Source organism: Aeromonas sp. 604282, assembly GCF_049170575.1.
Lineage (GTDB): Bacteria > Pseudomonadota > Gammaproteobacteria > Enterobacterales > Aeromonadaceae > Aeromonas > Aeromonas veronii_A.
Genome location: NZ_JAAKMV010000001.1, coordinates 140,316 through 151,770 on the forward strand (window position 1 = coordinate 140,316; position 11,455 = coordinate 151,770).

At 58.4% G+C, this 11,455-nt stretch carries 10 protein-coding genes; 4 read left to right on the forward strand and 6 right to left on the reverse strand.

Translation table 11 applies throughout. From position 1 onward, the window contains the following. Positions 1–462: 462 nt before the first annotated feature. The 3 genes from G5367_RS00645 to selD are packed head-to-tail and all read right to left on the reverse strand — an operon-like array spanning position 463 to position 3,279. Positions 463–1,107, reverse strand: coding sequence for an MBL fold metallo-hydrolase (locus tag G5367_RS00645; protein WP_139408220.1), 645 nt, complete (start codon positions 1,105–1,107; stop codon positions 463–465). Between the two features lie 22 nt (positions 1,108–1,129). Further along, positions 1,130–2,245, reverse strand: a complete 1,116-nt coding sequence (gene mnmH, locus G5367_RS00650; protein ID WP_421243556.1) for a tRNA 2-selenouridine(34) synthase MnmH — start codon at positions 2,243–2,245, stop codon at positions 1,130–1,132. After that, complete coding sequence (gene selD / locus G5367_RS00655) at positions 2,242–3,279, reverse strand: selenide, water dikinase SelD (RefSeq protein ID WP_139439055.1); 1,038 nt, start codon at positions 3,277–3,279, stop codon at positions 2,242–2,244. Before selD ends, mnmH begins: the two co-directional genes overlap by 4 nt. A 405-nt stretch (positions 3,280–3,684) precedes the next feature. Here selD and G5367_RS00660 point away from each other — a divergent pair, with 405 nt between their 5' ends. After that, complete coding sequence (locus tag G5367_RS00660; RefSeq protein WP_421243557.1) at positions 3,685–4,125, forward strand: GNAT family N-acetyltransferase; 441 nt, start codon at positions 3,685–3,687, stop codon at positions 4,123–4,125. Between the two features lie 34 nt (positions 4,126–4,159). Here the strand turns inward: G5367_RS00660 and G5367_RS00665 are convergent, their stop codons facing one another. Both G5367_RS00665 and G5367_RS00670 read right to left on the reverse strand, forming a co-directional pair. Next, positions 4,160–5,344, reverse strand: a complete 1,185-nt coding sequence (locus G5367_RS00665) for an acyltransferase family protein (protein ID WP_421243558.1) — start codon at positions 5,342–5,344, stop codon at positions 4,160–4,162. Positions 5,345–5,685: 341 nt separating this feature from the next. Next, the gene (locus tag G5367_RS00670; RefSeq protein WP_201989465.1) at positions 5,686–6,879 is read right to left on the reverse strand and encodes a class I SAM-dependent methyltransferase; all 1,194 of its coding nucleotides are present in this window, start codon (positions 6,877–6,879) and stop codon (positions 5,686–5,688) included. A 293-nt stretch (positions 6,880–7,172) separates the two neighbouring features. Between G5367_RS00670 and G5367_RS00675 the strand changes: the two genes are divergently transcribed. Continuing rightward, complete coding sequence (locus G5367_RS00675; protein ID WP_421212340.1) at positions 7,173–8,741, forward strand: flagellin; 1,569 nt, start codon at positions 7,173–7,175, stop codon at positions 8,739–8,741. Positions 8,742–8,867: 126 nt separating this feature from the next. On the opposite strand, the gene G5367_RS00680 is transcribed toward G5367_RS00675, so the two are convergent. Next, positions 8,868–10,298, reverse strand: coding sequence for a methyl-accepting chemotaxis protein (locus G5367_RS00680; protein ID WP_421212339.1), 1,431 nt, complete (start codon positions 10,296–10,298; stop codon positions 8,868–8,870). An 82-nt stretch (positions 10,299–10,380) separates the two neighbouring features. On the opposite strand from G5367_RS00680, the gene G5367_RS00685 reads away from it, so the two are divergent. Both G5367_RS00685 and G5367_RS00690 read left to right on the forward strand, forming a co-directional pair. Beyond that, entirely contained in the window at positions 10,381–10,653 is a 273-nt protein-coding gene (locus tag G5367_RS00685) for an acylphosphatase (RefSeq protein ID WP_194496408.1), read from the forward strand. 27 nt (positions 10,654–10,680) lie between these two features. Continuing rightward, positions 10,681–11,427 (forward strand): CHAD domain-containing protein, encoded by a 747-nt coding sequence (locus G5367_RS00690; protein WP_421293785.1) that lies wholly within the window; start codon positions 10,681–10,683, stop codon positions 11,425–11,427. Positions 11,428–11,455: the final 28 nt, after the last annotated feature.

The window sequence follows — 11,455 nt, forward strand, 5'->3', positions numbered from 1 at the left end:
CAAGAAGCACATGGGGATATTGATTGTATGCTGTCTATTTATTGCATTTCTATCATCTGGCCATATGAAAAAACCATATCTATATGCCATAACTAAAAAAATGGTGATCAACAATAGGTAGTATATAACTTGAGGCAGTACATAGGTTAGTAAGCTGCTGTAACTGACCTGAATGGGGACAAACTCAGCTCTATATATTATTTCAAATGCAATATTAACGAGTAGTATTATTATCCCATGAATGATTGTTGGGCGTTTGTAATCTCTGATTCTATATCTGGCTCGTGATTTCTTCAGGAAAAAAATAAATAACAATATGGCAATAGCTAAAGCAAGATACATTTTTGTTCCCAAGTTTGGATGGTCGAGCCAAATCATGGTGAATTATAAAGACTCGCTTGTACCTATAGCAATGAGGACTTCAGAAAAAAAGGCAGCGACTAACACCGCTGCCTTTTTTGATCACCAGATAGGCTGGGTCAGGTAGGGGTTGCTTGCCTTCTCGCGGCCGAAGGTGGAGCTGGGGCCGTGGCCCGGGATAAAGACGATCTCGTCACCCAGCGGCAGCAGGGTCTCGGTGATCGACTTGATCAGCGTGCCGTGATCGCCACGGGGGAAGTCGGTGCGGCCTATGCTGCCGGCAAACAGCACATCGCCAACCCAGGCGAGTTTTTCGGCCTGACTCAGCAGCACGATATGGCCCGGGGTGTGGCCGGGGCAGAAGTAGACCTCCAGTTCGCACTGGCCAAGCTGCACCTTGTCACCCTGCTCAAGCCAGCGATCCGGCGTGAAGGCGGAGGTATGGGCGAAGCCGAACATCTGGCTCTGCTGGGGTAGCATGTCGAGCCAGAAGGCGTCCTCCTTATGGGGACCGGTAATGGCGACGCCGGTTTTTTCACGCAGCTCGGCGGCAGCACCGACGTGATCCAGATGACCGTGGGTCAGCAGGATGTGGGTCAGGGTCAGGCCGCGTTTGGCGATGGCCGCCAGCAGTTTGTCCGCTTCGCCGCCCGGATCGATCAGGGCGGCCTGATGGGTTTCGTCACACCAGATGAGGGAGCAGTTCTGAGCGAACTGGGTGACCGGGATCACCTCGAATTTCAACATAGAGTTCCTCTCTTGGGATGGGTCAGCCGCGCAGCGCGCTGGCATGCTGCTCGGCGAAATAGTCGAGACAGGCCTGTTTATCACCGCGAAACACGATGCGCTCCTGCTTGTTGCCAAGCTGATAGAGATACATGGGGTCGTAGTAGCGGGTCAGCAGCAACGTGATCCAGGCCAGATGCAGCGCGGTATCACCGCTCTTTTCCTGCTCGGTCAGGGCGGTCTGCATCAGGGCATCCAGCTCGCGGTGGGCCAGATCGCCAAGACGGCGCTTGAGACGGGCCAGCGCATCGGTGAGGTAGGCGGCAAACAGTGGCCAACCGGCTTCCTGGCCATATATGGCTTGATAGCGCAGCCAGAGATCGTGCACGTAATCTTCGCGGATCTGCTCGGCCCGATCGATTTGCGGAACATCTACCACCACCAGCGGTGCCTGACTCATGGCCTCATGGAGGGAGAGGGGCAGGCAGCAGCGGCCGATCAGGCGACTCTCATCTTCGACCACGAAGGCATGCTCGCCCTGATGGCGGCGCTTGAGCAGTTCGATGGCCATGTTGTTTTCAAAGTTGATGTTGCTGGGCTGGCCGCCGGGCAGCTGACCAAACGACGAGCCCCTGTGATGGGCGTGTCCTTCCAGATCGAGCGCCTGGGCCACATGGTCCAGCATATGGGTCTTGCCGGAGCCGGTCATGCCGGTCAGCACACTCCAGTGACACTCTGCAGAGGCCTTGTCCTGGGTGTCGATCAGGAAGCGGCGCAGCTCCTTGTAGCCACCGGCGACGCGGGGGCGAGTCACCCCGGCATCAGCCAGCCACTGTTGTACGGTTTGCGAGCGTAGGCCGCCGCGAAAGCAGTAGAGCAGGGCATCGGGCTGCTGGCGCAACTGCGCCAGCCAGCCTTCGAGTCGTTCGGCACGCACTGCTCCCCCCACCAGCTTGTGTCCAAGCTCAATGGCGGCGGCCTGACCCTGCTTCTTGAAGCAGGTCCCCACCTGGGCGCGCTCATCGTCTGTCATCAAGGGCAGGTTGGTCGAGCAGGGGAAGGCCCCCTCCTTGAACTCGATGGGGGCGCGCACATCAATCAACGGCACATCGCCTAAAAAAATCTGGGCGTAGTCCGTGGCCAGTGGCAATTCACTCATTGGACAATCTCGATAAAGCGGGAGCCCTCAAGGGGCTTGATCTGACCGATGGGGGAGAGCGCAAGGCCTGCTTCGCGCGCGATGGCGAGCAGCTCGGCTTCGCTCTCTTTACCCACGGCGACCAGCAGGCCGCCGCTGGTTTGCGGGTCGCACATGATGTTGCGGGTGCGATCGTCCATGGCATCCAGCTTGTGGCCGTAGGAGTCGTGGTTGCGCAGGGTACCGCCCGGAACGCAGCCCTCACTCAGGTAGTAATCCACCTCATCCAGCAGTGGCAGCGCCTTGAAGTCGAGGCGGGCACTGACATTGGATCCTTCACACATCTCCAGCAGATGGCCAGCCAGACCAAAACCGGTGACGTCGGTCATGGCGTGCACACCCGGCAGCTCGGCAAAGCGCTGGCCAATCTTGTTGAGGGTGCACATGGCGTTGGGGGCCAGCTGCTCGTGTTCAGGTTTGAGCTTGCCCTTCTTCTGGGCGGTGGTGAGGATACCGATACCAAGGGGCTTGGTCAGATAGAGGGTGTCACCCACCTTGGCGGTATCGTTCTGCTTGATGGCGTCAAGGGGCACGATACCGGTCACCGCGAGGCCGAAGATGGGCTCGGGGGCATCGATACTGTGGCCACCGGCCAGCGAAATTCCCGCTTCATGGCACACCTGACGGCCGCCGTCGATCACCTGCTGGGCCACTTCGGCGGGCAGGGTATTGATGGGCCAGCCGAGGATGGCGATGGCGACGATGGGCTTGCCGCCCATGGCATAGATATCGCTGATGGCGTTAGTGGCGGCGATGCGGCCAAAGGTGAAGGGGTCATCGACGATGGGCATGAAGAAGTCGGTGGTGGAGACAATGCCCTGACCGTTGCCGATATCGACCACGGCCGCGTCATCTTTGCTGCTGTTGCCAACGATCAGGGTCGGGTCGTTGAAGCCCGGGATCTGGCTCTTGAGGATGGTGTCGAGTACCTTGGGAGAGATTTTGCAGCCGCAGCCAGCGCCGTGGCTGTATTGGGTCAGACGAATGGAAGACATACTTACCCCTTTTATTTGCAAACAGAGCAGAGGCTCTGTGGAGCCGTCTTGGTCAATGGGCGGCCTTGTAGTGAGGAAGACAAGAAGCCGCAAATATGGGTGGCCTCGGTGCCAACAGGGGCAGCGATGACTGGCAGTTATGAAAGACCGCCAGGCCGGACGGGGAAGAAATGGGCGACAAGGTACGCCAGCGCAGCCCCGCCAAGGGCCACAGGACGGGGCATTATGCCACATTTGCCCCTTGGGGTTCGAACAGGAATTCACATAAACAGCAGGGAATTGCCCGCACTTGCCTGTCATCGGTCTGGATCCGGCGCTGGCTGATTGATTGCAGTACAGATGCAGCAAAAAGAACGCCAAAGAGACCAAAAGCACGCAACCGCCGATCTACAACAGGAGAGCTTAGTGTCCACCACATTTTTGGTTAACCACCCCATCACCACGCCGCAGTTTGCGGCGTTGTTGGCGCAGACCTCGCTGGGGGCGAGACGGCCGCTGGACCATCCGGACACCCTGCAGGGCATGCTGGATAACGCCAATTTGCTGATCACCGCTTGGCAGGGCGAGACCCTGGTCGGGGTGGCTCGCTCGGTGACCGATTTTCATTTTTGTTGCTACCTCTCGGATCTGGCGGTAGCTGAGTCAGTGCAGGGGCAGGGGCAGGGGCAGGGGATTGGCAAAGCCCTTATTCGCGAGACGTTTTTACAATTGCAGCCCGGCTGCAAGCTGATCCTGCTGGCCGCGCCGCAGGCGGTGGCGTACTACCCCAAGCTCGGATTTAGCCAGCACCCGAGCGCCTGGGTGATGAGCAGTCTGGATGAACTGGTACTGGATGAGTTGGCATAAAGCCGTCAACTCATCCAGACAGGGCGAGATTAGCTTATCCGGCTTGCTCCAGCACCGGCTGGCGAGCCTTGCCCCAGCGGCGCAGGCGCCGTTGCAGTGGCCGCTCCAGCAGGTTGTAGCTCAGCGCCGAGAGCCCGATCAGCACCGCCAGCATCAGTAAGGTTGCCACAACCCCCAGCAGCGGGTTGGTCTGGCCATACCACCACTCGGTGAGCCCCGGTGCCAGATAGTGGATGAGCTCGCAGCCGGTGAGCAGCACCAGCGCATGGAGCAGGTAGATGGAGTAGGAGAGATCCCCCAGCCAGTTGGTGAAGCGGTTATCCAGGAGGCGCAGCAGCGTGCTTTGGCGATTGCCTTGGCAGGCGGCAATCCAGATCAGCAGCACGTAGGAGGCGATCAGCAGCAGTGTCAGTGGTGGCGTCATGGTGAACTGCATCAGCGCGAAGGGCAGCACAAAGGCGACCAGCAGCGGCAGATCTCGCTTCATCATGGGCACGCCTTGCGCGGCCTTGACCCTCGGCAGCAGCCAGAGGCCGAGCACAAATTCACTCACCCCGCGCCCCACCGCTAAGGCGCCGCTGGTGACATCCAGGGTGCCGCGACTGTGCACGATAAAGGCCAGCACCGTCAGCGCCAGCAGGGGGGCGAGATGGCTCCAGCGACTGCGGGTGACTGCGAGGGGAATCAGCAGCGGGAACAGCAGGTAGCTGATCCACTCCACGCTGAGCGACCAGGCGGCGAAGTTCCAGGTCAGCCCGTGATCGGTCATCACCTGCAGCAGCAGGAAGGCGCTCGGCAGCGCCTCGGCCGGGGTGAAGGGGGAGCCGAAGGGGAGCATCCCTTCCCACTCCCACATCTTGAACAAGGGGCCGGCGTAGAAGCCCACCCCGTGCTGCGCCTTGTAAAGCTCCCAGCCGACCAGCAGCAGCAGGGTCACCAGATAGAGGGGGTAGACACGGGTCAGCCGCAGCCAGAGAAAACGGCCATAGCTCACGGTGCGGGGCGTGCGGGTGAAGGCCTCGCCATAGACATGGGCCAGCACCACGCCGCTCAAAATAAAGAACAGGTCGACCCAGAGGTAGCCATTCTCGATGAGCTGGGTGTGGCCTGCGATCGACTCCATCCACTGGGGAAAGAGCAGCAAGCGGGCATGGAACAGCACCACCATCAGGGCAGCGATGCCCCGCAGCGGCGTTAACAGCGGCAATGATTGATTCATAACGGGATCCCTTGTGATGTTCAGCTTGGCCTGACATCGGTTTTTGTTGTTGTACCGTCCATCAATCCTGATGGGTCGGTTGCCCCGGCTTGGCTGCCGCAGGCGGGATCACACTACGGGAAAGAGAGTCATTCGGGTGTGATTTAAATCATAAATGCGCAGTTTTTGTGCAAAAAAATTTAAACAGATAAAGACGTGGATGTTGGCAGGAGGAGAGAGAACACCCATAAAGCAGAGAGGGTTGTCATCGGGATGATGTCAGGCTCAGACCTATACGGCGCGAGCAAAACAATCAGGCCCGCAAGGGGCCTGATTGATCACAAGGGGAGGGTGGTTGCCGATCAGCGGGCGCGAACCACCAGACCCTTGAGGTAGAAGCCTTCCGGATAGGCGGTACCGATGGGGTGATCGGAGGCCTGGGAGAGCAGCTCCAGGATCTGGGCATCGCGACCGGCATCGAGCGCCGCATCGGCAACGATCTTCTGGAACAGGCTCTGCTCCATCAGGCCGGAGCAGGAGTAGGTCAGCAGCACGCCACCCGGCGCCAGCAGCTGGAACGCCAGCATGTTGATGTCTTTGTAGCCACGGCAGGCACCAAGCAGCTGGGCCTTGCTCTCGGCGAACTTGGGCGGATCCAGCACGATGACATCGAACTTCTCGCCCTTCTCGCGATATTCCCGCAGCAGCTTGAATACGTCGTGACGGACAAACTGGGTGTTGCTGGTATCCAGCCCGTTCAGCTCGGCATTCTGGCGGGCAATATCCAGCGCATTCTGGGAGAGATCGACGTTGACCACTTCTTTGGCGCCGCCCTTGAGGGCATAAACGCCAAAACCGCCGGTGTAGCAGAAGCAGTTGAGCACCCGCTTGCCTTCGGTGTACTTGGCGGCAGCCTGACGGTTGTCCCGCTGATCCAGATAGAAACCGGTTTTGTGGCCGTTGCGAATATCCACCAGGATCTTGACGCCACCGTTCTCTTCGATGACCACCGGCTCGTTCGGGGTCTCGCCATAGATGACGCCGGTGCGCTCTTTCAGCCCTTCCTTCTTGCGTACCGCCACGTCGGAGCGCTCATAGATGCTGCACTCGGGGTAGAGGGTACGCAGTGCCTGCTTTATCAGCTCGCGCTGGAACTCGGCACCGGCAGAGAGAATTTGGCACACCAGAAAATCGGCATAACGGTCGATGGTCAGACCCGGCAGGCCGTCGGATTCGGCGGCGCAGAGGCGATAGCCGGTGAGGCCCTGACGCTTGATCAGCGGATCGCGAGACTCCTGCGCGTATTTGAGACGACGGATAAAGAAGTCGAGATCGACGGTCTCATCCTTGTCGAAGGTCCAGACCCGGGCACGGATCTGGGAGCTGCCTGACCAGGCGCCACGGGCGAGCCACTTGCCATCGTTGGCATAGATCTCGACGGTATCGCCGTCAATGGGGTTACCCTGAACCCGCTCAATCCCCTTGGAGAAGATCCAGGGGTGGCGACGCAGCAGGGATTTTTCGCGGCCTTTGACGAGATAGATGGAAGCGCTCATGGATGTTTGCCGATGGTAGAAAGAAAAGGGGCCACATTCTATGTGTAATAGGGCGGCTAAGCCAGCCTTTGCTGGTATATGGCGGAGTGACGAATTGTACGTCTGGACAACGACCGAGTGTTGCATATGCAGGATTTGCAGAATCTCAATGTTGGCGTTTCACGCTGCTTATCTTATATGCTACAGCTGGTTATGCTTGTTTTGCGTTCAATAGTGGTTGTCATGTGCGCAAAATGTAGTCATTAAAGCGTTTTAACCTTACTTTATAGTGATTTTCGCTAAAGAGTCATTTGATGATGTCGATAGTGGGGAAGACCATTTTGAATCTTTCCTGTATCGAGCTGTCCATGTCCCTCTCCATCGCTACCAATATTTCTGCCGTTAATGCTTCTCGCCATCTTGGTCAATCATCCAACACGCTGGATTCGGTATATCGACGACTCTCATCCGGCTTGCGCATCAACAGTGCCACCGATGATGCAGCCGGCTTGCAGATCAGTAATCGCCTCACCAGTGAAGTGAACGGGGTCAACACCGCTATTCGCAACGCCAACGATGGGATCTCGGTGATCAACGTCGCCGATGGTGCGCTTGATGAGTCGATGAACCTGATGCAGCGGATGCGCACCTTGGCGCTGCAGTCGGGAAGCGGTGCCAATACGGCAGAGGATCGTGTTGCTCTTAATGCCGAATTCAAGCAATTGCAGTTGGAGATGGACCGGATTGCCACAGGCACCCGGTTTGCCGGGCAGGATCTGCTGGCGGGGAGTTACAAAGGCATCTTCTCGGTTGGTGCCTATGCAGGGCAGAATACCGTCATTACCGATCTCAATGCCCAGACCAAAAATCTGGGGGAGATGGAGTGGCAAGCGCGCAGTCCGGCAGGTAGCAAACCGGGGGCATATGAGATTGCAGATCTCAAGCTGTCATCTCAGCCGGTCACCCTCAATGGCGTGACCTTTGACAAGGACTATTCCACCCTGGAAGCGTTCGTGGCAGATATCAACGGGACTACTTTCCCCAATAATCAGGGGCCGGTAAAAGCGCAACAACTGCCATTTTCAGTCGCCTCCGCAGTCGATTTATCCGCATTACCCTCCTATATCGATGTGGCGGGCCACTCTGTGGATTTGACCACGGGCATTGATATGACCGGATGGGATCCGGTCAATCCTACGCCCGAAAACGGCGATCTGATGAGGGAGGTGGTTCGGCGTATCAACAATACTGCGCAATCGGCAGGACTGGGTTTTTATGTGAGTGCCTCCAACAACAGCAATCCCGCCAACAATGAACTGACCATACATAGCTCTCAGGGAAACAGCCTTGCACTGGCCAATGGCACAACCCCTCCTGCGCAACCCGCACCACCGGCGCCTCCGGTGATCAGCAATTCCTCTCTAACCTCTCTGTTGCCCGACGTCACACCGACGACATATATCGGTCAGATGGAGCTTCGTTCATCAGGCGACAAGTATTCCAATATTGACATGCAGGGATCGAGTTTGAATGCGCTTGGTTTTTATCAAGAGGACAAGAAGAAATACACCGTTGATAACATTGATGTCCTGAGTGACGACAACGCCAGCAGGGCCATCAAAACCCTGGATGTGGGTATGAAACAGCTGGGTATTCAGCGTTCTCGGCTCGGGGCCCAAGCCAACGCGCTGGATTCAAGGGTACGCAATCTGGCTAATGCCAATGAGAACCTCAGCGCTGCCCGCTCAAGGATCCGGGATGCCGACATGGCGGTAGAATCGGCGCGTTTGGTCAGCACTCAAATCTTGCAGCAGGCGAGCTCTTCGATTTTGAGTCAGGCAAACAGTCGCCCCAATGCGGCCCTGAGTTTGCTGCAATCCTGAGCGGTGCTGCCAGCCAGCATAGTAATTGGTCGCCATCCATTAGCACCATCAATAAAGAGAAGAGGCCACCCAGCGGGTGGCCTCTTCTCACATTGCCGCTTTTTACCGGACTTATTGTGGCAAGCGTCAGAGAGTGATCCCCTTGAGTGCCTGGGTCAGCTCGGTGGCGGTGGCTTTCAGTCCCTGAGTACCGGCTACCGAGGCGCTGGCAGACTCTTCCACCTGCGCCGCTTCATGGCGTACCTGATCGAGATTGTGGGTGATCTCGGCGGCCACCGAGCTTTGCTCCTCGCTGGAAGTGGCGATCTGGGTGCTCATCTCCAGCACCGCATCGCTGTGGTTGCTCAGTTTTTCGATATCCAGCCCCACCTCGCTGATGAGCTGCTGGCTACTAGCCGCGCGGCCCACGGTTTTTTCCATGATCTCGTTCAGCGCCCCGGTACCGGTTTGCAGCTCTTCGATCATCTGCTGGATCTCCACCGTCGCCTGCTGGGTGCGGCTGGCGAGGGTGCGCACCTCGTCCGCTACCACCGCAAAGCCGCGACCCTGCTCACCGGCCCGGGCCGCTTCGATGGCGGCGTTGAGCGCCAACAGGTTGGTCTGCTGGGAGATGGCGTTGATGACGTTAACTACTTCGTTGATCCGGTTGGCGTTGTGGGTGAGCCGTTCGACCGCGCCGGAGGCGTTGCCAATCTCGTCGGCTAGGGTACGGATCGCCTCTATGGTGCGTGCTACCCGGTTGGCGCCATTGGCCGCCTCTTCGCTCGACTGACGGGTCTGCTGCAGGGTGTCGTTGGCATTGCGCGCCACTTCGCGGATTGCCGCCGACATCTGCTCCATGGCGGTGGCCAGTGAATCCATGTGCTGGCGCTGGGAACGCGCCATGGTCTCGCCTTCGCGGGCATGGTCACGAAACTCGTCGGCGGCCATGGTCAGCGCCTCGGCAGACTCTTCGACCAGCTTGACGATCTGGTGCTGGCGGTCAGTAAAGCGGTCGATGCTGCCCGCCAGGGTAGAGAACTCGTCCCGTACCGGGAAGAAGTTGAGGCGGAAGGTGAGATCGCCGTCGGCCACGGTTTGCAGCGCCTTGTTGGTGGAGTACAGGGCGCCGGAGACAAAGGTCATCATGTAGTGGATCACCAGTGCCATCAGGGCAGCCAGCGCCCCAATCATGGTGAGCGTGGTGCCCTGATCATCCCACATTGAGGAGGTACTGGTGTCGAGCTCGCCGGTCACATAGCCAGCCTGACCCGCTGGTGCGGTGAAGCGGTAGCGATCGCCCTGTTGTTCGAGTCCGCTCACCCCTTGTGGCTGAATGCGCAGATCGGCTGGCAGAGTGAGCGTTGGCTGCTGGTTGACCAGTTGTGCCGTGGTCTCGACCCGCTGCTGCAACTGCTCAACCTTGAGTTTTATCTCCTGCTCGTGGCTGTTTGCCAGCAGATACCAGCTGAGAAAGGCGATGATCAGCAGGGGAAGCCAGAAGGCGATGTGGAATTTTTCACTGATGGTGAGGTGAATGAGATAGCGGTCAACCCACCGGAATTTAACTTCTTTCATAATGGAGCTGCATCCTGCAGAGATAGAGTGTCGGGCACATTATCATCTCGGGAATTTTTTTCTTAAGCAGAAGGTGTGAGAAATGGGAGAGCAATCGTTTGTCATTCGGGTGTGGGGGCAGGTGCAAGGGGTCGGATTTCGCTACTTCACCCGTGAGCGAGCCTTGCAGCTGGGGCTGCGCGGCCATGCCTACAACCTGGAGGATGGCTCGGTGGAGATCCTCATCAGCGGGCCGACGCAGGGGGTACAGATGATGCTGGGCTGGCTGGAACATGGCCCGCGCACCGCTCGGGTGACCCGGATGGAATATGAAGAGGCGCTACCGCCCACCGGTCAGGGATTTCATACCAACTGAGCTGCCGGGGACATCATGGTTGCCAATATGCTTGATCCCTTGCTGGTGCAGGCCCGGGTACTGGTTGCCAGCTACCGCCATGCCGCTCGCGCAGTGTGCCGCGAAGCGAGCGAACCCCATGTCCATGGTTACCGCATCGCTGCGCGCCGTATGCAGGCACTGCTCGCATTGTGGCGACCCGCCCTTTGTCATCCAAAACTGGAACGACGGCTGCAGCGGGCCATTGGCCGACTCTCGGCCCTGCGCGATGCACAGGTTTACGCCGCGCGCTTTGTCGCGTCATCCACAATCGTCTTGCCCAAGGTGACGGTTCCCCTTTTTTCGGGCCTGCTTGCCCACTGGCTGTATGAATTAGAGCAAATTCCCGATACCTCAGGGCTGGCTCGTCACTACCGACGCCAACTTGCCCGCCGCCTCGATGGGGCATTGAGCCGACTTGATGAGAACCAAGTTGGCAACGTCTCCCATCGCCAGCAGCTGCGTCGCTGGCATCATCTGCGCCTTGAGATAAAACAGGCGCGCTACGGCGCCGAGTTACTGCTGGAGCTGGGGGCGGGGGAGGCACAGTGGGTCAGCGCCTTTAGTCATTGGCAGGAGCGGCTCGGGCAGTTGCAGGATTGGCGTCAGTGGCGGCGCGCCCTGAAAGGAAACAAACAGCAACGCAGAGTAAGGCGCAAACTCAAGCGCAAGATAGTGACGCAGTTACGCCGCCTCGATTGCCAGCAGGCTGAACTGGTGGGGCTCAAGGTGGCGATGCTGAATAGCCCGCTCTAACCATCCTGCTGGATGGTCAATGGGAGCA

Excerpts from the sequence above, each read along its gene's own strand:
- G5367_RS00675 (WP_421212340.1), top strand. The coding sequence starts at position 7,173 with ATGATGTCGATAGTGGGGAAGACCATTTTGAATCTTTCCTGTATCGAG.
- G5367_RS00680 (WP_421212339.1), bottom strand. The coding sequence starts at position 10,298 with ATGAAAGAAGTTAAATTCCGGTGGGTTGACCGCTATCTCATTCACCTC.
- G5367_RS00645 (WP_139408220.1), bottom strand. The coding sequence starts at position 1,107 with ATGTTGAAATTCGAGGTGATCCCGGTCACCCAGTTCGCTCAGAACTGC.
- mnmH (WP_421243556.1), bottom strand. The coding sequence starts at position 2,245 with ATGAGTGAATTGCCACTGGCCACGGACTACGCCCAGATTTTTTTAGGC.
- G5367_RS00665 (WP_421243558.1), bottom strand. The coding sequence starts at position 5,344 with ATGAATCAATCATTGCCGCTGTTAACGCCGCTGCGGGGCATCGCTGCC.
- G5367_RS00685 (WP_194496408.1), top strand. The coding sequence starts at position 10,381 with ATGGGAGAGCAATCGTTTGTCATTCGGGTGTGGGGGCAGGTGCAAGGG.
- G5367_RS00690 (WP_421293785.1), top strand. The coding sequence starts at position 10,681 with ATGCTTGATCCCTTGCTGGTGCAGGCCCGGGTACTGGTTGCCAGCTAC.
- G5367_RS00670 (WP_201989465.1), bottom strand. The coding sequence starts at position 6,879 with ATGAGCGCTTCCATCTATCTCGTCAAAGGCCGCGAAAAATCCCTGCTG.
- selD (WP_139439055.1), bottom strand. The coding sequence starts at position 3,279 with ATGTCTTCCATTCGTCTGACCCAATACAGCCACGGCGCTGGCTGCGGC.